Annotated in this window: 18 protein-coding genes; all 18 read right to left on the bottom strand. The window is 51.1% G+C overall.

Translation table 11 applies throughout. The features are described from left to right. Window positions 1-11 precede the first annotated feature (11 nt). The 18 genes from M0R35_05095 to M0R35_05010 all read right to left on the bottom strand — a co-directional run bounded on the left by M0R35_05095 (window position 12) and on the right by M0R35_05010 (window position 24082). Entirely contained in the window at window positions 12-1127 is a 1116-nt protein-coding gene (locus tag M0R35_05095; protein MCK9595037.1) for a radical SAM protein, read from the bottom strand. Continuing rightward, a complete protein-coding gene (gene asnB / locus M0R35_05090) occupies window positions 1106-2995 on the bottom strand; it encodes an asparagine synthase (glutamine-hydrolyzing) (protein MCK9595036.1) in 1890 nt (629 codons plus the stop codon). Before asnB ends, M0R35_05095 begins: the two co-directional genes overlap by 22 nt. A 1-nt stretch (window position 2996) precedes the next feature. Further along, window positions 2997-3956, bottom strand: coding sequence for a glycosyltransferase family 2 protein (locus tag M0R35_05085; GenBank protein ID MCK9595035.1), 960 nt, complete (start codon window positions 3954-3956; stop codon window positions 2997-2999). Next, window positions 3953-5125: a glycosyltransferase family 4 protein gene (locus M0R35_05080; GenBank protein ID MCK9595034.1), complete on the bottom strand. Its 1173-nt coding sequence runs from the start codon at window positions 5123-5125 to the stop codon at window positions 3953-3955. Before M0R35_05080 ends, M0R35_05085 begins: the two co-directional genes overlap by 4 nt. Window positions 5126-5229: 104 nt before the next feature. After that, on the bottom strand, window positions 5230-6687 hold the full coding sequence (locus tag M0R35_05075) for a radical SAM protein (protein ID MCK9595033.1): 1458 nt from the start codon (window positions 6685-6687) through the stop codon (window positions 5230-5232). 11 nt (window positions 6688-6698) lie between these two features. Further along, a complete protein-coding gene (locus M0R35_05070; GenBank protein MCK9595032.1) occupies window positions 6699-10328 on the bottom strand; it encodes a radical SAM protein in 3630 nt (1209 codons plus the stop codon). Further along, window positions 10321-13140 (bottom strand): ATP-binding cassette domain-containing protein, encoded by a 2820-nt coding sequence (locus tag M0R35_05065; GenBank protein ID MCK9595031.1) that lies wholly within the window; start codon window positions 13138-13140, stop codon window positions 10321-10323. Before M0R35_05065 ends, M0R35_05070 begins: the two co-directional genes overlap by 8 nt. After that, complete coding sequence (locus M0R35_05060) at window positions 13137-13916, bottom strand: ABC transporter permease (protein MCK9595030.1); 780 nt, start codon at window positions 13914-13916, stop codon at window positions 13137-13139. Before M0R35_05060 ends, M0R35_05065 begins: the two co-directional genes overlap by 4 nt. Continuing rightward, window positions 13909-15219: an FAD-dependent oxidoreductase gene (locus M0R35_05055; protein ID MCK9595029.1), complete on the bottom strand. Its 1311-nt coding sequence runs from the start codon at window positions 15217-15219 to the stop codon at window positions 13909-13911. Before M0R35_05055 ends, M0R35_05060 begins: the two co-directional genes overlap by 8 nt. Before the next feature lie 12 nt (window positions 15220-15231). Next, on the bottom strand, window positions 15232-16110 hold the full coding sequence (locus tag M0R35_05050; protein ID MCK9595028.1) for an undecaprenyl/decaprenyl-phosphate alpha-N-acetylglucosaminyl 1-phosphate transferase: 879 nt from the start codon (window positions 16108-16110) through the stop codon (window positions 15232-15234). A gap of 49 nt (window positions 16111-16159) precedes the next feature. Continuing rightward, window positions 16160-17311, bottom strand: a complete 1152-nt coding sequence (locus M0R35_05045) for a glycosyltransferase family 4 protein (GenBank protein ID MCK9595027.1) — start codon at window positions 17309-17311, stop codon at window positions 16160-16162. A 39-nt stretch (window positions 17312-17350) separates the two neighbouring features. Then, a complete protein-coding gene (locus M0R35_05040) occupies window positions 17351-17707 on the bottom strand; it encodes a co-chaperone GroES family protein (GenBank protein ID MCK9595026.1) in 357 nt (118 codons plus the stop codon). Window positions 17708-17712: 5 nt separating this feature from the next. Continuing rightward, the gene (locus M0R35_05035) at window positions 17713-19056 is read right to left on the bottom strand and encodes a TrpB-like pyridoxal phosphate-dependent enzyme (protein ID MCK9595025.1); all 1344 of its coding nucleotides are present in this window, start codon (window positions 19054-19056) and stop codon (window positions 17713-17715) included. Window positions 19057-19217: 161 nt separating this feature from the next. Then, on the bottom strand, window positions 19218-21044 hold the full coding sequence (malQ, locus tag M0R35_05030) for a 4-alpha-glucanotransferase (GenBank protein ID MCK9595024.1): 1827 nt from the start codon (window positions 21042-21044) through the stop codon (window positions 19218-19220). Between the two features lie 63 nt (window positions 21045-21107). Continuing rightward, window positions 21108-21899 carry an amidohydrolase family protein gene (locus M0R35_05025; GenBank protein ID MCK9595023.1) on the bottom strand — a complete coding sequence of 264 codons (792 nt, stop codon included), beginning with the start codon at window positions 21897-21899 and terminating at the stop codon, window positions 21108-21110. Further along, entirely contained in the window at window positions 21899-22324 is a 426-nt protein-coding gene (locus M0R35_05020) for an ACT domain-containing protein (protein ID MCK9595022.1), read from the bottom strand. The genes M0R35_05025 and M0R35_05020 overlap by 1 nt, the downstream gene beginning before the upstream one ends. 14 nt (window positions 22325-22338) lie before the next feature. Then, window positions 22339-23649: a phenylacetate--CoA ligase gene (locus tag M0R35_05015; GenBank protein ID MCK9595021.1), complete on the bottom strand. Its 1311-nt coding sequence runs from the start codon at window positions 23647-23649 to the stop codon at window positions 22339-22341. A 1-nt stretch (window position 23650) separates the two neighbouring features. Next, entirely contained in the window at window positions 23651-24082 is a 432-nt protein-coding gene (locus M0R35_05010) for an ACT domain-containing protein (protein MCK9595020.1), read from the bottom strand. Between the last annotated feature and the right edge of the window lie 78 nt (window positions 24083-24160).

The following is a 24160-nucleotide window of genomic DNA, read 5'->3' as shown; positions in this document are numbered from 1 at the left end:
CTTTCCCGATATTATAATTTACAACACCTTGCGCATTCCGGCAAAAGCCCGGATTTTAATTCCCCCCGCAAATCCCGCATTGCCCTGGAGTTGAAGACCTCGCCGAGCCGATTTTCAGCGATATTGCCTAACGCCCGATCCTGCAGGAACTGGCAGGGGATAACTGTTCCGTCCGGCTTGACAAAAACCGAATGCCAGGGAAAAAAACACCTCCTGGACGAGCGAAAAGGAACGCCGTACCACGATATAATCTCTTCCCGGCTCAGACCCGGCTTAACCATCACAAAATCCCCATAAATCTTCTTTATCTCATCCAACACGGCGATCAACCTATTGACAAAACCTTCTGAAAAGCTTTCGCCTTCATCTATATGCGTGTTGGCCGCAACACCAGGGCCTTTTGAGCCGGACTCCCCGGAAGTTAAAAAATTCAAATGCTCGAATTTCACCGCGTCTGCCCCTGCCTCCCGGGCGATCCGAGGAATACTGCTTAGATGATCAATGTTGTATTTGTTTATAGCGCAACTGACGATAACCCTGGTGATCTTGGACTTTTTCCGGCAAAGCTGCCGCATATTTACTAAAGCCTTGTCGAAACTTCCGTTTACCCCGGTAATCGCGTCATGTATATGCTGCGGCCCGTATAATGAAAAAACCACCAATTCCACTCCCAGGCCGGCTAACCCGCTTATAGCCTGGTCGTCCATAAGAGAGCCATTGGTGTTTATCCCGCATTTGAGCCCGTATTTCTTCGCCGTTCGCAGCATCTCGAGGATATCCCGCCTCATAAACGGCTCTCCGCCGCTGAAAAATAACGCCGGCTTTTCTTTCGCGCAAGCCGCTATGAACCCATTGACCTGCTCCAACGACATCTGCATCCCCGGGGAATTGCGCTTATTTTGATAACTGCAGATAGAACAGTTTAAATTGCATTCGTCGGTGATCAGAAGATTAACGGTCAGCGGACCGCCAAATACCCGGATATTGGATACATACGCTAAACCGCTCAGCGCGGCCTTCCAGGCCGCGGTTATGCCGAAGATATTACGGTAAAAACACATCTGCCTGAATAAAGAGCCCCAGGCAACGCCTAATCCCCTTTTATTTAAAGATATTTTGAGGCCCATAATTCGAACATAAAAATAGTCCAGATCTTTTTACGGTTATCCGCCTTGCCCCGAAAATGCCTGTCCAACAGCCCGTTGACATATCCGCAGTCCAAAAGGCCCTGTTTCTTGATCTTATCCGCATCCAGAAAATCAAGGATCAACCTTTTGAAATCCTTGCGTATCCAGGAGCCGATAGGCACGCCGAACCCTTTTTTCCGGCGATTGACGATCCCGGCCGGCAAAAACGGGACAGCGGCTTTTTTCAGGATGTACTTGCTGCCAAAGCCTCTTAACCTCATCTGCTGCGGGAGGCGAAAAACAAATTCCACCAAACGATGGTCGAGATACGGCAGGCGCGCCTCCAGGGAATTAGCCATGCTTGCCCGGTCGGTCTTGACTAAAAGGCCGTCCTGCAGATACGTCTTTATATCCAGGTATTGCATCCGGTCCAGCAATTCCGCCTGGCTGCAACCGGCCATATAGTCATTAATAACGCGCTCGGCCGCCCCCTCTTCCGGTAACCGTTCCTTTAACGCCGCGGTATATAAACCCGCCTTATCCGCCGGCATAAATGAACCCATCCAGGCAATATGGCGCTTTCCCGCCGGCAATGAATAAGCCGACACGAACCTCTTGGCTTTGAAATCAAAGCTGAAATTGCGCATTGATACCGGCAACAACCCCGCCAGTTTATCGATCCTGTTTCTCAAGAAAGCCGGGACTCGGTTATAATAACCGGCTAATCTATGCGCCTGATATGTAGGATAACCGGCGAAAAGCTCATCCCCCCCCTCTCCGCTCAAAGCCACGGTGATATTCTGCCGGGCGAACCGGGAAAGCAGATAGGTCGGAAAAAAAGACGCGTCGGCCAGCGGCTCATCCAGCAAACCTGTCGCTTCGGGAATAAGCGAGATCAGGTCCCGGCAGTTGAAAACCCGATGAAAATGCCTGGTCCGGTAAAGCTGCGCCACTTGGCGGAAATAACAGGATTCGTCAAATGAATCATCCTCAAACCCGATCGAAAACGTCTTAAGGCCGTTGCCCCCGGCAAATCCGCTGCTTAAGGCGGTGATCAGTCCGGAGTCGATACCCCCGCTTAAAAAAACGCCGGCCGGGACATCGGATCTTAAATATTTACGCACTGAATCCGTTAACAGGGATAAAAGCCCGTCCACGGCCTGGGGCTCGTTCAGGAACCGGCTTTTCGCAAAGAGGTCGATATCCCAGTATTTATCTACTTTGATCTCACTGCCCTGATAGGTCAATTGACAACCTGCGGGCAATTTACGGATATCCTTGAATATGGAGCGCGGCGCCGGAACATACTCAAAGGTGAAATATTCATCCAGGCCGGTAAGATCGATCTGGCGGCTGACCCCGGGAAATTCAAGTAACGCCTTCGGCTCGGAAGCGAACACGAAACTTCCCAAGACAACGGAATAATACAACGGTTTTATCCCGAACCGGTCGCGACAGAGGAAAAATCGCCTTTCCCGGCTGTCCCAGACCGCGAAGGCGAACATCCCTTCCAGCCTTGACGCGCAATCACAACCGTGATCTTCAAACAAATGGGCTATTACTTCGGTATCGGTATCGGTATAAAAGACATGCCCTTTTTCGCGAAGCTGCCGACGTAATTCCTGATAATTATATATCTCCCCGTTTAACACAACCCAGAAACGCTTTTTCTCGTCGTGAATGGGCTGGTGCCCGGAAATCAGGTCGATCACCTTTAAACGCTTGGCGCCGAAAGCGGCATTGCCGTCAATAAGCGAGCCTTCATCATCAGGGCCCCTGTGGCGTATGACAGCGAGCATTCGTTTAAGAATATCCCCGCCGAAAAAGGAAGGATTGTTGGATGATACAAAACCGCAGATACCGCACATATTAGGCAGTCGAATGGTCGTTTTTCTGAAAAATATCCTTGATCTGATAAGGCTGGTTGTCTTCGGCTTTTGCCCCGTAATAGATCCTTATGATGATCTCCGCCATCAACCCCATCAGCACCAGCATCATACCCATGGTAAAAAACATCAGCGATATGAAAAGCAGCGGGCTTATCCAAAGCCCTGCGAAAACGATAGTCCTGATCATTACCGCCGTGCCGCAGATCATCCCGCAGGCCATCAGGAACAAACCGAAACCGCCGAAAAAGTATATCGGCTTGGTGGCATATGAATCGAAAAATCTCAAGGTCACCATATCCAGGCAGACTTTGAATATCCGCGTCCAGCCGTAATGGCTCTTGCCGGAACTGCGCTGGGTATGCGACACCTCGACCTCGGCCATAGTTACCCCCCGCATAGCCAGGTAAACCGGCAAAAGCCTGTGCATCTCGCCATAAAGCCTTAAACCCCGAAAAACCTCTTTTTTATAAGCCTTAAGGCCGCAACCCAGATCATGTATCTTTATCCCGAATAGAATCCCGATCAGTTTATTAGCGACATACGACGGTATCTTCTTGGCAAAAAGCGGGTCCTTCCTGTTTATCCGCCAGCCGCTTACCACATCATAACCTTGCCGGACCTTTTCCAGCAATAGAGGGATATCAACCGGGTCATTCTGCAGGTCAGCGTCTATTATTACCAGCAAATCCCCTTTGGCATTATCTATCCCCGCCTGGATAGCCAATGTCTGGCCGAAATTGCGGCCAAGCCGGATTAGTTTGACCCGCTCATTGCCTGCGGCAAATCTTTTGAGCACCGCATAACTATCATCCGCGCTATTGTCATCCACGAAGATCAACTCGTAAATCTCACTGAGATCATCCATAACGCCGGACAACCGCGGGTAAAGGACCTTAAGATTCCGGCTTTCATTATAAACAGGTATGATAACCGATATCATTTGCGCCCTCCGGACGTTTTGTAAGCCCCGACTAAATTCTCCGCGCTGCTGCGCCAATTATATTTATCCTGCGCCTGTTTCCTGGCTTTGGCCCCTAATTCCTTGCGCAGCCCAGGCTCATCAATAAGCCGCATTATTCCCTCCGCCAGTGCGTTGGGATCGCCGGCCCGCACCAATATACCGGCCCCGTTAACCATCACCGGAACCTCTCCCACGCTGGAAGCCACAATAGGTTTCCCGGAAGCAAGATATTCCGCGATCTTTAAAGGGCTCTTGCAGGCGGTTACCTGATTATCCTCAAAAGAGGCGACGCAAATGTCGCTGGCGGCTATATATTCCGGGATCAACTCATGTTCCACCGGGCCGGTAAAAACAACATTCCGGGAGATCCCCAGGCTGTCCGCCAGTTCAACCAGCCAGCCCATCATATAGCCTTGTCCAACTACCAGGAATACCGTTTCCGTCCGGTCCGCGCACACAGCCCTGGCCGCCTCGATAAACATCTCCACGTACTGGCAGCCGTTCAATTGCCCCAGATACAAGACTATCGTTTTTTCGCCCAGGGCGTATTTCTCCCGGACATTGCCGGCGCTGCGCCGGGGGTTAAATTTTACCAGGTCCGCCCCTACCGGCGCGTCACAAATCCGCTCATCGCTGACCCCGATCCGGCGGCAGATCTTTCTTAAATGCCCGCTTGAAACCGAGATCGTATCCGCGCAAAGAGGGATATATCTTTCCAGTAAACGGATAAAATTACCAAAGATCATTGTGTGCAGAGAGCCGACATTCGAATGGTACCATATCTTCTCCTCCCAGTCATCCCAGTCATAATGCAAAGGCTTATTCAGGATCAGGCCGGCGCACAAAGCCGGTATCGCGGTATAATGAAAACACTTCTGAAAATGTATAATATCGGCCCATCGCCCGGCTTTTAATACAGCGCGCAGATTATTTAAAAGCGGGATCACCCCGACTTTCCTGCTCAACCTTATGATCCCGATCCCTTCCAGCTCCCCGGGGCATCCTTCTTCGCCGCGTTCCCGCGGGCAGTAAGCCAGTTTCACCTCATGGCCCATCCGCTGGAATTCCCGGGCGAAATTAACGATCCGGATAGTCCAGGGCTCAAGGCCGGAGAATATGTCGTGCGGATGGATCAAAAGTATCTTCAAACTATCCCCCCGGATATAATGTCCACCGGCGCAATTTCTTTATCGCCCAGTGATACCCCTCGATGAATACTGCGGCAAGGAACAACGCCAAAACTATAAAAACCTTATTTATTCTTTTCATTTTCCAGAATTATCTTTACCTGGGGATTAAGGGCGGCCTTGTTCACCAAAACTTTGGAAAGACCCAGGTCACTGATCTGCTCAACCATGCGCGTAACCCGGGCATGCCGTTCTATGCGGTCCACGCCATTGGCGTCGGTAAAAAGCATCGGATCAGTCCCCTTCCTGAAACATACCCCGTATTTCCATTTGTTCCTGCCCAGATCCGCCTCTGGGAATAACGTGCACGCGGAGACATTGGTAACCTCTTGGATATAATCCTTGTTCGAGCTGACGAACTCCAGCGTTCTATTGAAATCATCCTCGGTTTCTCCGGGGAAACCCAGGATCAAATTGATATTCACCCTTATCCCCGCCTCGCAGGTCATCCGGATCACCTCCGAGGCCTTTGCCGCGGTGTAATTCTTTCCCATCAAGCGCAACACCCTGTCCGAACCGTTCTCCACCCCGTAGATCAAAGTGCTGCATCCGGATTTCTTGATCTTCGCCAGAAGTCCGGCGGTCATCCCGTCCCGGATTATCGCGTAACTGACCCAGGGAAACTCCAACCCTGACCCAATGATCATATCGCTTAACTCTTCCAACTGCTTCAAGTTCCCGTTGCAGCACAGATCGACCATCTCAAAGGCCTGAGCCTTGTTATTCTTGATCTGGTAAACAATCTCCTCCATTATATGGCCGGGCGAACGAAACCGGTACTTGGGCCACATCAGATGATCGATACAATACGCGCATCTCCTGACGCAGCCGCGGCTCATCAATATGGGTATCGGCTGGTACATTGTATCCAGGTTATACTTGCTCAGATCAAATTCGGCGTAATCCGGGAATGGTATTGTGTCAAGATCGGCGATCACCGGCGCGGGCTCGGGCTGGCGCCTGCCCACGTCCCGGCCCAGGAGTATGCCCGCAGCGCGCTTGATCTTTTTGCCGGCGGACAAAGAACGCAGGATATTGGTAAGGACCGTCTCCCCTTCGCCGATGACGCAAAGGTCCGCGTGACAAGGCGCGATCAAGTCGCGGGGATGGTGGAAGAATGTCGCCGGCCCGCCCAGGATCACGAACCTGGAAGGGTCCCTGTCCTTGATCATCTTGGCTATGCGGTTGATCAGAAAAATATTTATTATATTCACCGTGAATCCGATAGCCCTTATGTCACTGGCCAGAAAATCATCCACGAATTTATTTATCTCCCGGCGGAAGCTCCGGTAGATCATATCCGCTATCTCGGTGCAAAAATAAGTGTTCAAGGAATCCGCCCGCCAGAAACGCCGCAAATCCGGCGCCGCGTTATTGTGCAGTTCAATGCTCAGGTCGTAGACAGCGGGATCAAACCCCTGGGCCCTCAGATACCTGGCCAGATAGGCTATCCCAATATGCGGCATGCGCACCAAGAACGGCGGCGCCACCACCAATAATATATCGGCCTTCTTAAATACCACGCTTCCCCCTTTTAGACCTTACCGAACATCCCGAACTTTCCGGCGATCCTGAAGATCAGCTTCTCGTATCCGCCAAAGGAGCGGATCTTGTTATGCATAGCGACATTCCTGCTTATGTCGTCGCAGCTCTTGTAACAGCCCGTGGGGCATTTCGGATCATTCCCGATGTAGGCGAAAAACGGGTCATCCTTCCTCGAATTTAAAGTCTTCCGGCGAAAGTACGATTGTTTATCCGAATTCCAGATTATCTTGAAAGGATCATGGTATATATTGCCTACTGGAAAACGATGCGACTTCAAGCAGGAATTGACATCTCCGTTAGGCAGGATCCGGGCAAAAAGCCAACCGACATAACAAGGCAGACCCTCCAGGAATTTACTGTCATATTCCGCTTTTTGGCCGTCCACATTGGCTACCCTGCGCAGAAAATGCTCCAGATTGACTATTCCGGGCTTCGCGCAGCGGCTGTAATGCGGGTCGTTTTTGACCTCCTCGAACTGCCGGATAATATCTTTATTCTGCTCCTCGCTCAGGATAAGCGACTCGGTCGCGCCGGGCATTGTATCCACCACTGTGAATTCCACGTAATCCGACAGAGTCTGCCCGGCAAAATCCAGCATCCTTTTGATCTCGCCGTAATTCAGGTTGCAGATCACGTTGTATATCTTAACGTAAGGAAATTCATTTTTACAGATGTTAAGCTCGGTCAACACATCCCGGATGCGGTAAAACTCGTTCTCCCGGCAATTCGGATGAAGCGATCTATAAACATCATCGCTGCCCGCCCACACGCTTACCGTAAGATGGTCGACTTTCATTGCTATCAGGCTGTCAATGATCTTTTTATCGACCAGCGTGAAATTCGTGTTTATCGAACAGCTTATGCCCAATCCCTTGGCATGCCCGACCACCTCCAGTATATCCGGATGCATAAACGGTTCGCCGCCTCCGGAAAAATATATCTCGGCCAGCCCCATGCCTTTCAATTCGGTGATCAGGTCTTTTATCCTTTTGAGGTCAAGGCTGTCCTTATGCCGCTGTAGTCTTTCTTCGCTTAAAAGCGGCGAATTGCACCAACAGGCCAGGCAATTATTATTGCAATGATCGGTAAGGTCTATCTGCACGGTATGCGGCCCCTTAAAGGCCCGTTTTCCGTCAAAGATACCCATAATCTCCAAATGATGATCCCGTATACTCTTGATCAAATAAACCGGATTTATCTTTTTCAAATATCTGGCGCCGCGTTTGAGGGTGAACAATACCCCGCCCGGGAAACAATAACGCAATATCTTATCCAGATACGCGCCCGCTTCCGAACTTTTATTAGCGAAATATCTGCCGCCGCGTTTAAGGGTGAACCAAAACCCGCCCTGCCGGTAATAACACCGGATCTTATCCGCGCAGCCGGACAGGAAAGGCCTTCGCGCCTTATCCCGGTTGTTCCATATTCTGATGGCATTGTGCCTGGCTAATTCCAGCTGCCTGGCGCTTAAAGTATCAAGTTTGATCACGCTTTTTGAGTTTCCGTCGTAATCATCCCAGTTATTCCCGATTATCTGCTTTTTTCTGCTCAACTGCTCAAAATAAGCGGTGCCGGGGAACGGGGTGGTGATGGAAAACTGCAGCGAAGCAGGGTTTATCCTAAGCGCAAAATCAATAGTCCTTTTTATCGTGGTCTTGGTCTCGCCGGGCAGCCCGAAGGTAAAGGTGAGATGCGTCTTGATGCCCAGGCTCTGGGTAAAAAGTATGTTCTTCTCGGCCAGCTTCAAGTCCATCCGCTTGCCGCAGGCATTAACCAGCTCCTGGCAGGCTGATTCCAATCCGTATTTTACCGCGGTTAAACCCGCCTCTCTCATCTTGCTGATGACATGCTCGTCCATAAGGTCGGGCCTGGCCATGATCGCCCAGGGAACAGTCGCCAGGCCGCGCTCCTGGATCTTCCTGCTCAATGCGATCATCCTGTCCTTGCCGATATTGAACGTGTCATCGTCGAAATAAATGGACCGAAAACCCATTTTCTTCACCAGATATTCCATTTCATCCACTACGTCGGTCACATTCCTCGGGCGGTAGGTATTACCGTTATACATAACCTGGGGCCAAAGGCAGAAAACACAACCGAACGGGCAGCCGCGCGAAGCGAGCATCTGCGCGGAAGGGATAGGGATGCCTCCGGGCGTATCCAGATATTTGTCCATCGGCAAACTCGCCCTGGCAGGCCAAGGCAAGGTATCCAGGTCCCCCAGCGGTCCGGGGGCGTTATTAATGATCTGATCGTTACTAACGCAGACCAAACCCGGCAGATCATCCAACGTAAAGCCCTGCGAAAGTTTTTTTACCAGCTCCAACAGGGCAAATTCATATTCCCCGGACAGGCAATAATCGATATACCCGTGCTCGGTAAGGAACTGCGGATTTCGGATATTCACATCCGGTCCGGTCAGGCAAATCTGCAGGTCCTTGCGGGCGATCTTCTTAAGCAGCGCCAGGTCATTGTTCAATGAGGGCGTAGAGGTCTCGGCCACTAAAAGGTCCGGGGCGAACCGGGAAAGCCGCTCGGAAAACTTTTCCGGGTTTATCTTTTCCGCCAGGCAATCGATCAAAAAGACCTGATAATCGTTACGCTCAAGCAGGCTGGCTGCGTATGCCAGGAAAAACGGGAAAGGCTGATAAAACCCCTCTTCCGCTTTATCTTTGATGTGCGGCCAGCGCGATCCGGCGCGAACTCCCCACTTATTGTCCTTGGTCCAGGGAAGATTTGCCAGAACGATCTTTAGTTTCCTTTTTTTGCCGGGACGAACCGCCGTTTTAGCGCTTGAGGCATTTATTTCCTCCTGGCGCGTTTTTTCGATAAGGGCATCCAGATCATCTTCTTTCTCGAACAATTCGATGCTTGCCTTGAAAATATCCTGGCGCCCGGCATCCCGGTCCAGGACCTTTAATCCGGCGAACATAAACCCGATTATATTCGCCTGGTCCCCCGACGGAGGGTTCTGGATTATGGGCAACAACCCCCCTTCATTTTCCGTCCGGATCACGAAAGACGGGATCATCAGGTCGTTTACCGAAAACCTCACCCCGGCGAGCCTGGCCTTTTTCCGGCCGAAGAAAAGCTCCCGCCAGTTATCGCCAAGCCGCGGAAAATCCCCTTGCTGATAATCAACCACCCAGTTCTTATAAACCGGCCTGGTCAAACAGACCATGCGCATCTCTTCGATAATCCGCGGATACTTGGAGTCGAATGTCACATTCCAGGAGATCCGGCTTTCACCTTCTATATTAACCGCCCATATCTGGCTCAGGCCTATTTTTGAAAAGGATACCGCGATCTTTAAGCGATCGGGCCTCTCCTCGATCACCCGCCAGGCGGCGCTGGTGGAATTAAACCACCGCCCGGACGTCTTTATCCCCTGATTCAACCCGGCGCCGGAAGTCAACATCTTGCCGTCATAGGATATAGTCACGCCGCGCTTATCGCAGCTAACCTTCAACTTCCCCCGGGAAATGGAGCGCTCGGAACCGGGCCGGAATTTAAGCGCCTGTTTTTTGATCAGGAAAACAAGATATCCCAATGACCTTTTTATGGCATAGGACAAATTCCCGTCTTTCAGGTATTCTCTGAACTTCCGCAGTTTATCCATTGGAGCCGATTATGATCTCGCCGTTAAAAAAATCCCCATCAGACGTTAAACCCGCGCCGGCGGTCCGTTGATACTGCAAAAGCCGGCCCTGCTGGAAAGAATCGGTATTTTCGACGATCCCGGTGAACTTGTCATCTTGCGATGAATTGACAAAAGACACTGAAGGCTGGCCCGCGCCAATCGCGCGGATATCGCGGCTTTTCCCGTACCAGAACCGGAAAGGCAGGATATCGTAATCCGCGGTATACTCATCGGGGAAATCGCCTTTTACAGCTCCGGCGGAAACCGACCATATCTTATAAAAACCAGCCAACATAAGATTACATTGGATCATTTCTATATCCGCTTCCTCGTAGATCCTGGCTTTTATCCTTAGGGCTATGCGCCTGGCGTCCAGCAATTCAACCTCCCATATCTGGGAAAGCGGCACATACGGCCAGTCCCCTGAAATGGTTATTTTATCCTTGGCGCCCGCGTCCAGACGCCAAATAGCCTGATATGAATCATACCATATGCCGTTATAACGGACTGACGTGAAGAAACCCAGCCCCCGGGTCAGTTCCCTGTTTTCATAAAAGATGCTGCTTTTGCCCCGTTCAAAAACAAACTTCAAGCCGGAGTTATCCAGCTTAATGACCTTGTTTTCCGCCCGATGCTCAGTAAATCCGCTCTCCTTGCCTAAACTGATCCGTCCTTTGAAATACTCGTACCGGCCGGGCGAGAAACGATGCTTCCTCCCCAAAATGATCGGGGCGTAATTCAGGCAGATAGTCTCGCTCTCGGATCGCATGCGTTTGTATATACCCAGGACCGTGTTATCAGCGGAAAAAGACTCAAAACGCACAGCCGGAGTATCCTCATCGGTCTTGCCGGGCCTTATCATTACCGCGGATACCATGCTGTCTTTTAATCTGACCGGTAAAATTCCGTTAACATACCTTTGGCCGAGCCAATCACCGCTTTCATAAGCGGTAACCCAACCATCATATTTCCTGACGATCTCCATAACGACATTCCGGGAAAGCAATTCGATATCCTTGGTTATTTCCATATCGATCTTAATATCCAGGCAGTTGCGCTCCGCGCAGTTGAATTCCAGGGATAATGACAGGTGTTCGAAATCAGCCGACAGCCTCAAACAGGCCGGTGATACCCGTTCAAACCTCCAGTCAACCTTGTTCAGGTTAGAAACAGTGCCCGGGGAGGTAAATACCGTATAAAGGCCGTATATCCCGGTCAATTCTTTATCCTTATAGCTTATCCGCAGCAATCTCGATTCCAGGTCGGCGAAAAAACACAGGTCACCGGAAACCAATGTGCAGTCGGCGATACGCCGGTTCCGTTCTTCTTCGCGGCGGATGATATCGCGCTGGATCTTCTGCTGGGACTCCTCGATACGCCTCTGCCGGGCCTGCTCTTTCTCAAATATGATCCGCTGTCTTTCCTGCTCTTCCTCCAAAGCCCGCCTTTCGGCCTGTTCTTTTATCCGCTCCTGAAACTCATCCGCGGTCAGGAATTCCAGGCTCAAAGCCAGCAGTTCGTTGTTAGCCGAGCACATCTGCACGATCCTGGCCTCCTGGTCGTATCCGGAATTAAATAATTTTATGCTGGTATCCTTATCGCCGGACTGCAGTACCACCGGAGGCATCTGCCCGTCATCCGAAGACAATCCCACGGACATCACCCTCCCGGAGCCGAAATCAAGGTTCTGATAATTGAATTTATGGGTAAATCCGGGAAAAGGCCTGAAGGCGTCGCGGCCCAGCCACTTTGTATACTGGGCATTCATTCCCAGGTCAAAACGAAAATCCTTTGCGGTCTTATCCTTCAACTCCACATTCAGGGTTATCCGGTTGTCTTGAAATCCGATATTCCATATCTGCGCGACCGCGCCGTCCGAGTTCCTGCCCTCGGCAATTATGCCTTCCGGGGAACTATCAGCGATCCGCCAGGTAAGGTTAAAAGACGGGATCCAGTAATTCTGCCCCGCGGCTAAATACATCACGTATCCGCCCATACCGGCTGTCACCGGCGATCCCCCGCGGCTCAAAATGATCTTCCCGTTATTGAATACCAGCCTTATTTTATCCCCGGACAAAGTAGCGATGCCCGCGTGATTACCCACGGTCTCAAGGTACCGGTTGATCACCTCTTCCGGCATGCCGCTGTCAACGATCTTCCCTTTTTCCAGCAGTATCACCTTATCGCATAGTTTCGCGATGATATTCAGGTCATGGCTGACCACAATGATATTCTTTCCTGCCTTCTTGAACTCAAATACCTTTTTAACGCATTTTTCCTGCGCCTCCTGATCGCCGACCGCCAGGATGTCGTCTATAAGCAGGATATCCGGGTCAACGTATATAGCCAGGGCGAACGCCAGGCGCATGAACATCCCCTGGGAATAACTCTTTATCGGGGCGTCGATAAAATTCTCCAGCCCGGCGAAAGAAATAATATTCGCCATTTGCTCTTCCAGCTTATCTTCATTCAACCCGTATATCCGGGCGTTCAGTTTGATATTCTCCCTGCCGGTGAATTCAGGGTTGAATCCCGCCCCTAATTCCATCAACACCGCCACCCGGCCCTGGACGCTGACCGTCCCTTTATCCGCCATAAGCATACCCGATATCAGCTTCAACAGCGTGGTTTTGCCCGCGCCGTTAGGGCCGATAACGCCAATGACCTCGCCCTTGGCGACTTCCAGGTTCAGGTCCTGTAAAGCCCAGACCTCTTCCCAGGAAACGCGGCTGTCCCGGATGAATTTTATCCGGTATTTCTCAGACACATTCTTTAACTCGATCACGTTCATATCTTTTTCAGCAGGTTATGCTCGTTCTTCAGAAAAAACCGATATCCCGCAAAAAAAACAAACAGCGATATGCCGCAGGAAACGGCAATAGTCAAGGTGCCCGGGACCGCGGCCTCAAAAAGTATATTCTGATACCAGGCGATATAATACGCCATCGGATTAAGGGCGGATATCCACTTCAGCTCTTCCGGAAGCATCCGGCCCGAATAAAAAACCGGGGTGACCCAGAACCAGGCCATGAAGGCTATGCCCAGAAAATGAGAAAGGTCCCTGAAGAAAACGTTGACCGTCGCCAGGATCAAGGCCATCCCCGCCAGGAATAACGCGTGCAGGATGATCCCCGGGATCAACAGGGCCAATACCCCGGCAACAGAAGGCTTGAGCAGGATGAATACCGGCAGCAACAAGGCCAGACCGATGATAAAATTAAGCAGATTAGTCAGGACTAAGGAGACCGGAATGAACTCCCGGGGGAAAAGATTTTGTTTCAATACCTGGGCGTTTACCAGGAAGGATTCCGCGGATTCGGATAAGGTATTGACGCTGAAAAACCAGGCCAGGATCCCGGCCAGGACAAAAACGGTGTAATTCTCCATCTTGATCTTAAAAACGGAGATAAAAACGAAATTAATGCACAGCGCCAGGATCAGCGGGGTGATAAAAGCCCACCACAGGCCCAGCCGCGCCCCGGAATACCGGCTCTTAAGCTGCTTAAGCGCCAGGTCCCATAAAATCCGGCGGCAGGTATATATCTTCTTAAGCCTTTGATCAGCCATGGTTGGTCACCAGATCCGCGACCCTCTTGCCTTCAAGAAGGGCGCCTTCCATTGAAAGATAACGCCACGCCCCGTAACGTCCGACGGGAATGACCCTGTTAGAGGACAAAAAATCCACAGCCCCCTTGCGCGCAGCGGCGTAATACCGGTCGTAAACCGGATAAGCGTATTTGATCCTGTTCACGTCCCGGCAAACCACGTTGGCGCGGCTATTGAGCAGACCGGTATTTTTCAGGTCCTTAATAAGCCGGGTTATGGCCCGTTTTGTGTCCGGGGGACTATCCGGATGATGCGCCAGTTCCACATACAGCGAACCCTTGCCAGCCGGAGCGAGCGCCGGCGAAAAATTATGGAAGAATCCTACGCGGAAGAAACTTATATCCGGCTGCGGAAAATAGGCCCAGTGCTTCCTGCCCCAATCCATCCCTTCTATTCCCAGGTTCAGGTTAAAAATAGAATTCCATCGCAGCCCGGCAAACGGCCGCCGCGCCGCGGCAGGCATTTTCCTGATCAACCCGGGCATCTCCGGCAAAGGTATGGAGGAGATAAGCCGGTCATAGCCTACCCGGCGCCCGGAAGCGAGCCCGACCTCTCTTTTTCCCGGGTCTATGGCGACGACTTTGCTGTTAAGATGGAGATTGCTCAACTGTCCGGCTAAAGCCCGCGCCAGCGAACTGATCCCGCCTTTTTTAGGATACCAGAACTGCCGGTTGTAACCGAACTCTTCACGGCTCTGTCCGATAGCCCCTTCGATCACCTGATCCAGCGAAGGCACCGGGATAAAATCATTCAGCCACTCGCAGGTGATCCGCTGCGGCGGCAAACCCCAGAATTTGGTGTTATAGGGGACCATAAAATACTTGGCGATACCTTTGCCGAAATTAAAATAGATCCAATCGCGGAAATTCATAGAGTTTTTGCCGCCGCGCTTGTCCGCTTCGCCTTTTTCAATAAATCCCGCAAGGCACTCTTTGACTATTGCCGGCGGCAGGCCGTAAAGATTAGCCTGAAAAGGATACGGGGTGAACCGGGAATTGAAATAGATCCGCGAATCCCGTTTATGAAGGTGAAGATTATCCCCGAGCAGGCTTTTTACCAGCCTGAAGGTGTATTCATGCTTGAAATGCAGCAGATGCCCGCAGTAATCGAATACGAACCCATCCACTTCCTTGGAGCGGCATAATCCCCCTGGCTGGCCCTGCGCTTCAAAAACAGAGCAATCTATCCCTTTTTTCTGCAGATGCCAGGCCGCGCTTAATCCGCTTAACCCTGCGCCCAGTATGATTATCCTTTTATCAGCCATTGAATACCTGCTTTATAGAAAACAAAAAACCGGATTGGAAAACCGGCTGACCAGCACCCCCGCGCAGCATAAAATAAAACAAAAACCAAGCATCATGCACAGGTCCATCCGCTGCGCATAAACCGACGCGTATGTCCGGCCTGCCGGATATCCGTTGATCTTAATGAACAAAGACCTGCCTTTCTGCAGATGTACCCACATCATTGATACGATATAAAATATGGGGAGCCCCAGAATGAACAACGGGCTGAATGACGCGGGCGCCCTCCCTGCCCAAGAACCTTGGAGCAGAATAGCGATCACCGCCAGAAAAAAACCCAGAAAATGGCTTCCGGCATTGCCCATATAGATCTTTGCCGGGGGGAAATTATACAGCAGGAACGCGGCTAACCCGCCCAAAAAACAAAGGAGCAAAGAACAGGCAGCGGTATCGCCGGTAAAAACCGCGACTATGAAAAAAGACGTTCCCGCCAAAAAAACCGTTCCTCCGGCGAGGCCGTCGGTTACATCCAACAGGTTAACCGCGTTGGTTATGACTAATATCCAGACTAAAGTCAACGCGTAGTTCACTGTTTCCGGCAAAAAGCCTATATTAGTCCTCACCCCGAAAAAGATCACCAGCCCGGCAGCGATGACCTGCAAGATCAGCTTGAGCAAAGCCGGCATCTCGCGGACATCGTCCATAACCCCGAAAAACAACATTAACCCGCATGCGGATAAAATACCAATTACCTTGGATGGAATAACAGGATAAAAACCGAAGACCAGACAAGAAGTCATAAAAAACGCCAGGCCGATTGAAAGACCGCCGATCAAAGGCATGTTCTTGACAATCAGGAACTTCCGTTTCCGGACTATTTTGCGGCTGATGATTATTGCGGCTACAGCCAAGAAAAAACTGCTAAAAGCGATAAAAATGTATTGAAAAAGCATGGTGCTATTATATCATTGCTTGTTTGATCAGGAAAGAATAAAGATTGCCGGTATTCCGGCACATATCCGTCGTGGTGAAAGCGCTGGAAAGGCTTTTGGAGGCGTTCATAGCCAACCTTTCCCGCAAAGAGCGATCAGCCAGGAGCAACGACACTTTCGCGGCCATTTTGGCGATATCCCCGGGCTTTACCAAAAACCCGTTCTCCCCATCCCGGATAACCTCAGTTATGCCGCCTGTATCAGTAGCCACGACCGGTTTCGACGCGGCCATAGCCTCAAGGACGGCAATAGGTAGGCCTTCCCAGTATGAACTGAGCGCGAAAATATCCAGCGTTGACAGTATAGCCGGGACATCCCTGCGCCAGCCGGTCAAAAGCACATTATCAGCCAGGCCCAGTTCATTGACCAGAGCTTCTATCCTGGGGCGGAGTATCCCGTCACCGGTAAGAATGAACCTCGCCCTGGGATGAGCCTTGCGGACCAACTCCGCCATACGGATAAAATCCAGAGGATTTTTCTGGGGCTTAAAACAGGCGATCATCCCGACTACCGGATCATCCGCGGGAATACCCAATTCCTGTTTTATGCCAATATTGCGAGAAGCGAACGCCGGGATATCGATGCCGTAACGGATCAAACTGTACTTCTCCGGCCGGCCGATCCGGCTCTTTAAACCTTTCGCAATGTCCGCCTGCGAAACCGCGATTATCTTATCGGTAAACATTGCGCAAACGCGCTCCATCAGAACGAACAATCTCGAGGATAAATACCCCTGAAAGTCATTGAACGGCCATCCATGCACCGTATGGATCACTATCTTTACCCCGGCAAGCCGCGCCGCGATCCTTCCGATTATGCCGGCCTTTGAGCTATGGGTATGCGCGAGCTGGATATTGTTTTTGCGGATAAAGTGAAATATCTCGAAGAGCGCCGCGATGTCTTTGAGCGGATTTATGCTGCGCTCAAGATTGGAGGATCTTTTGATATTCAGGTTGTTTACCGAAAGGAAATCTTCCAGCAGAACGCCTTGCGCGGCGGTAAAAAGGAAAACATTGAATTTTTCTTTGTCCAGATGACGGCAAAGTTCCAGCAAATGCCGTTGCGCTCCGCCCATCTCCAGTTTAGTGATCACATAAAGCAGATTGATCTTTTTCGGCATAGTTTCAAGTGGGCAGGACCGGAAAATCCGGCAGGATATTTAAAAATTATCGCGCTGGATGACCAGAATAGCCGAATGCGGGACTACGATGTATTTCTTCCCCTCGAAATCGACTTCGATCCCGGCATTCCTCAGAAAAACACAGTAGTCCCCGGCCTTAGCCTGCAGCGGGAAATATTTTCCGTCGACCTTGGTCGACTGCCAGGGCTCCACCTCCAGCTCAGCCGGGTCAGGTATGGGATACCCCGGGCCGGTCTTAAAAATAGTACCGGCCTGGACCTTTTCTCTTTCCTTGACCCCCTGAGGAAGATACAAACCCGTGTCAGTCCGGTCAGGGTCGTCATCCGGGATGATCAACACCCGGTCTCCGACGATAAACAATTCTTTAGCCATCATTCTCTCTATAATTTAGGAAGCGCGCTTAGCGCCTTCTTGATCTCACTTACCGGATGGGCGTAATTCGTCAGTTCCCCGGACATGAATTTATCATACGAGGCCAGGTCCAGGAACCCGTGCCCGCTGAAATTAAAAACGATGCACTTGGATTTCTTCTCGCGTTTAGCCACATCGATCGCCGCCTTGATCGCGTGCGCGGTCTCCGGCGCGGGGATGGTCCCTTCTGTCTCGGCGAACAAACGCGCGGCCTGGAATATGCCCAACTGCTCCACGGCAACCGCCTCGATTATCTTTTTCGCGTAAAGCGCGCTGACCATCGGCGACATACCATGATAACGCAGGCCTCCGGCGTGGATCCCCGCGGGAATGAATTTATACCCCAGGGTGCACATCTTCAACAACGGGGTCAACCCGGCGATATCCCCGAAATCATAGGCGTACAGCCCTTTGGTCAGGCTGGGGCAGGCTGTAGGTTCGACCGCGATTATGCGCAGATCCCCGTTCTTCAGCCGGTCCTTGACGAATGGAAAAGCGAATCCTCCGAAATTGCTCCCTCCGCCGACGCAGGCAAGCAGATAATCCGGTTTCTCGCCCGCCAGCTTGAGCTGCATCTTTGTTTCCAATCCGATCACTGTCTGGTGCAGCAGGACATGGTTAAGCACACTGCCCAGGGCGTAATGGGCGTTCTTGCTTTTTACCGCGTCCTCTACCGCCTCGGAAATCGCGATCCCCAGACTCCCCTGACAATGCGGGTCCTGTTTCAGGACCATCTTTCCGCTCTCAGTAAGATCAGATGGCGACGGAATAACTTCCGATCCCCAGATATGCATCAACGATTTGCGGAAAGGCTTCTGGTGATAACTCACCTTGACCATATAAACCCGGCATTTCAACCCGAACATATGACAGGCAAAACTTAACGCGCTGCCCCACTGCCCGGCGCCGGTCTCAGTGCACAGGCACTTAACCCCTTCTTTCTTGTTATAATACGCCTGGGGGACCGCGGTATTGGGCTTATGGCTTCCCGCCGGAGAAACACTCTCATCCTTAAAATAAATGCGGCATTTTGTCTTTAGCGCCTTTTCCAAACGGACCGCTCTCTTAAGAGGGGTAGGCCTCCAGATACCGTAAACCTGCCTGACCTCATCCGGGATATCGATCCATTTATCCCGGCTCATCTCCTGCCGGATCAAACTCATGGGAAATATCGGGGCCAGATCGGAGGGATTCAAAGGTTTCTTGGTCCCGGGATGTATCGGAGGAGGAAGCGGAAACGGCAGGTCCGCTGCCACGTTATACCATTGCTGCGGGATATCTTTCTCACTTAGCAGGAATTTGGTTTTTTCCATAAGGCTCCTCAAATGTAAGCTCGGCAAAGCGAGCCTGCCTGCCGGCAGGCAGGCATTCGGTCCCGAGGGAATACGCGGGGCCTCTCCTTTTTCAAACTCGCCCAAGCGTGCATTTTACACCGGGCCCGCACTTTAGACGAGATTCTTCCTATGTAATTATATCAACACCGCCCGGAGTCCTCAACCATTTTTTTGATCTCCCCGGCCAGGCCGGATTTAAGCAGCCCTTCCAGCGGCAAAGGGACGACTAAAGACCAATTATCCGGGCTCACTGTTCCCGGGGTATTTATCCTGCACTGATACGGGTCTTGCGTGAATATGCCTCCAAGATATGCCAGGTCATTGATCAAATTTACGCAAAACACGGAATCCGTAGCCAGATTCTCCTTGAACACCAGTTTGAGAATGTTGGCCTCGCATTTCTCCTGCATAGGGCCTTCCAAACCGAGATTATGCCAGAGTTTCTCTTTCTCCTGGAAACTGTTCTCATAAAGATCGATAAAATCCATTAACTCTTCCCTGCGCCTGCCGAGGATATACACCAGGGTATCGACGCAATTGATATCCTCCCGCCATCTTAAGCGGCCGTGCCGGGAAAGGCCGGGATCGAACAATTTATCTTTCACGTAATTGAAGTCTATCCCCCGATCAACGCATTTCCTCAAAAAGAGCCCCTCATCGATAGTCCCGGCCTCATTCTCCCACCACGCCGGCCAATTGGTGGTATCGTGCGTAGAAAGCATAGAAACGGAGAATAACCGGTATTCCTCGGGGGAAAGGAAATCGTGCTTTACCTGCCAGTCCTTGACCCAACGCTGCACCTCATTGCCGGGGATACACATTTCCTTGAGCGCCTCGGTGCACGCCCGGGGGATCACTCCCAGATCTTCGGCGCAAAGAAGCATCCGGGTATTGCTTAGGATGAAATTCAATATCCTGCGGCCATGCTCGGACCACTTATGCTCCTCATGCGGGTCGAAGAAGCCATGCAGGCCTTTATTTTCCTGCGGCTCGCTCACCTGAATGCTCCAAATACGAAACAAACCCACCACGTGATCTATCCTCAGGATATCGTAAAAGTTCTCGGCGTAGCGTAATTTATCCTTAAGGTATTGTCCGTCCTGGCTGAATATCCGATCCCAGTTATAAGTGGGCGTGCCCCAACGCTGGCCTTTGGCGCAATACATATCCGGCGGAGCGCCGGCGTCTAAATCCATTTTGAACAACCCTGTATGCGCCCAAACATCGGCGGAATCCCGGGATACCAATATAGGCAGATCGCCTTTTATCAATACCCCCTTGCTGGCGGCGTAATCCTTCGCCTCTTTGAACTGCTGATAAAGCTGCCATTGCAGCCACTTTTCGAATTTCAATTCATCATCGTGGCAATGGGCAAAGCCCGCCAACGCCTGGGACTCGCGTTCTCTGTAAGCTTGAGGCCAGTCATACCAGGCCTTGCCCTCATAAAAATCCTTGAGCGCCCTGAAAAGCGCGAAATCATCCAGCCAGAAGGAATTCTCTTTGCAAAAAGCGGCGAGCCCATCCAATCCCGGATCCGTTGTCTGGGCGAATATCTTTTTCAAGATCTTGATCTTTTCCGCCTTGATCCGATAATCGACCCGGCCTTTGACCGGAAAATCATTCTTTAATTGCTCCAGCTCCCGGCGGATATTTTCCTTGCGCGATCCGGGGATAAGCCGCAGAGAAAGGTATAAAGGCTCCAAAGCGAAAGAGCTGACCGAATCATACGGGCAGCAAACCGGCCCGATCTCATTCATCGGCAAAAGCTGGATTATAGAATTGCCGGATCTCTTAGCCAAGTCAACCAGCAGCTTCAGGTCACCGAGTTCGCCCACGCCGACGCTCCTGGCCGAATGGACCGAGAACAATGGAACGACTATCCCCGCCCTTCGGGAAAACCCGATCCTTTCCCATTTATCCTCTTGGCCGGTATTCCGGCAATGTTCCTTTAGTCCTAATCCTGACATATTTCCTTTTTTATTTTATCCACTCAAGACCCGGTCTTCTAACCCCTTACGCCCCAACGCGTTTCAAGACCGGGTCTTGAGAAGGGTTGCGGCGTTAGAATAAAGGATCTTTTCTTTCAGTCCCTGCGGAATATCCAGACCCCGGATAAATTCGATATCTTTTGCCGGATCAGTAAGCGGAAAATCCGAACCAAAAAGCAATCGGTCAGGGCTATGCGACAGCAGCAACTCTTTGATCTTTTCTTTAGGCAGGAAATCGAAGAAAAAAGCCGTATCCAGGTAAATATCTTTCCCCAACAGGTATTTTTTAACTTCATCCCAAAGCTGGAACCCGCCGAAATGCGCGGCGACTATTTTTAACTTTGGGAAATCATTCCTCACTTTAAGCATCCGATCCGGCGCCGAACGCACCAACATAGTCCCGGAAAGCTCCATTCCGCAATGGAATAATATCGGCAGGCCGAATTCCTGCGCTTTCTCGTAGATAGGATAAACGTTTTTCTGATCCACATAAAAATTCTGAAACTCCGGCTGGAATTTTATCCCGTCAGCCCCGGCTTTGATCCTGTCAATCTCGGCGGGCCAATCGGGATAATCCGGATGCAGCGAGGCGAAGACCTTGATCCTCTCCGACCGGATGCTAAACGCCCAATTATTAATCGATTTTACCTGCTCCGGCCTGGAGGCGACCGCGCAGGCGACGCTGATATCCACCTTATTCTTATCCATGAAGCGCACCAGGTTGCTTACCGTGGGATCAGCGACCGCCCTCAGCTTAAAAAACGCTTCCAGGCTTTCTTTGGCCTTGAGCGAGACTTTCTCAGGCCAGATATGGGTATGGATATCGATGACCATCAGAATTCGTAAAGCTCGTCCTCTAAAACGTCAAAATCGTTTTCTTTTAATACCTTTTTTATCTCCTCGGGATTTTTCACCTCGATGCAAAAAACAGCGCGTTTGCTGGATTCGATGACAAAACCATAGGCATCCAGCACATTCACCTTGTTATCGGTGAATATCTCGGTCAGCTTGAGGAAACTTCCCGGCTTGTCTTTTATGGCGATAGCCAGGATCTCTTTCAAGGCGCAGGCAAAACCTTTGTCCGCCAGGGCCAGATAAGCCTGGTCTGGATTATTCACAATCAGCTTCATCAAACCGTATTCGCCCCGATCCTGCAGGGTCATAGTCCTTACATTGATCTTGCTTTCTGAAAGCACCTGCGCCACAGAGCGCAGCCTTCCCGGCCTGTTTTCCACGAACACATTCAGTTCCTTAGGCATAGTCCCTCCGATAATTACAATTTTGTCCGGTTATCAACCACCCGCTTGGCCTTGCCCTCGAATACCGGCAGGCTTCCCGGCTCATGCAGCTCCACCACAGGATGAATAACGATGGAAGCGCGCAGGTCATCCCGGATCTTCGCCTTAAGCCCGTCGATCTCCGACAGGTCGCCTTTGAACATCTTGGAATATATCTCCACCTTCACGATCAGTTTATCCAGGGTCCCGTCTTTTTCCAGATGGATCTGGTAATTGGTCCCCACCTGCGGGATGCGCATGATCACCTCTTCGATCTGCGACGGATAAACATTGACCCCGTTAATTATCATCATGTCGTCGGTCCTGCCGGTGATCCGGGAAATCCTGCGATGGCTCCGTTTACAGGGGCAGTTGCTCTTAAGGATACACGCGATATCCCTGGTGCGGTACCGTAAAAGAGGTGTGGCAGTGCGCGTAAGGTTGGTAAAAACCACTTCGCCTTCTTTTTCATCCGCCAGAAGATTGCCTGTCTTCGGGTCGATGACCTCCATTATATAGGCATCCTCCCAGACGTGCATCCCGCATTTATGCACGCATTCAAACCCCACTCCCGGGCCGTTCATCTCGCTCATCCCGTAAGAATTATACACGTCTATCCCGTAAAGCGCCTCGACCTTCTTTCGGGTATTTTCCGAATAAGGCTCAGCCCCCAGGTAGGCTTTTTTGAGCTTCAGGTCTGCCAGCGTAACACCGAATTCCTGAAGTTTGGAATGGATATGCAGTATATAGCTGGGAGTGGCGTGGACCACGCTCGTGCCGAAATCCTTCATCAACTGCACCTGGCGCTTGGTGTTCCCCCCGCCAATGGGAATAATGGTCATCCCCACTTTCTCCGCGCCGTAATGCAGGCCCAGACCGCCGGTGAACATACCGTAGGTCATCATATTCTGAAAAACGTCTTTTTTCTCCGCGCCGGTGGCGATTATCGAGCGGGCGACCAGGTCGGTCCAATGCTCCAGGTCCCTACGGGTATGATAAATTACCGTCGGCACGCCGGTAGTCCCGCTGGAAGTATGCAGCCTGACCACATCATCCATATCCACGGCCAAAAGGCCCCGGGGGTAACATTCCCGCAGGTCATCCTTGGTAGTAAAAGGTATCTTTTTGAAATCATCCCATTTCTTTATATCGTCGGACGAGGATATCCCTGCTTTTTTCAGGCGGCTTTTGTAGAACGGGGTCTTCAACGCGTATTTGACGATCTCTTTCAGGCGCTTTAGCTGCAGTTTCTTCAAAGCGTCGCGGTCTAAAGTCTCTATCTTCTTATCCCAGTAAGCAACCTGCATTTTAAAGGTCTCCCATATCCTTTTTGCCCACGATATTGATCTTGTTCTCCTTCAATAACGCGAGCGCCGCGTCAGGGTCCTCGAACCTGAATACCAGAATAGCCTTCTGCGAAGCCTTTTCCACAAAGCCATACATATATTCCACGTTAATATTCTTAGCGGCGAGGATCTTCAGTATCTTGACAAGCCCGCCGGGTTCATCAGCCACTTCCACCGCGACAATGTCCGTAAGGCTGGCGATAAAACCGTTCTTCTTAAGCAACGCAGCGGCCTCATCGGGCTTATCCACCACGATCCGCAATATGCCGAACTCCTCGTTCTCCGCGACTGTAAGCGCGCGGATATTGATATTGTTCTTTCCCAAAAGCAGGCAGACATCGTAAAGCCGGCCTTTTCTGTTCTCCAAAAACACCGATAATTGCGTGATCTTCATCTAACCCTCCTAGCATAGAGATGCACACCAACCTTTCCAATAAGGTTGGGTGTAGATTACTCGAGATACACCCCGGTC

It is taken from the genome of Candidatus Omnitrophota bacterium, from assembly GCA_023227985.1.
Taxonomy (GTDB): Bacteria; Omnitrophota; Gorgyraeia; order Gygaellales; family Profunditerraquicolaceae; genus JALOCB01.
The sequence above is the reverse complement of the archived record's forward strand: the minus strand, read 5'-3'. Positions and strand labels throughout refer to the sequence as shown.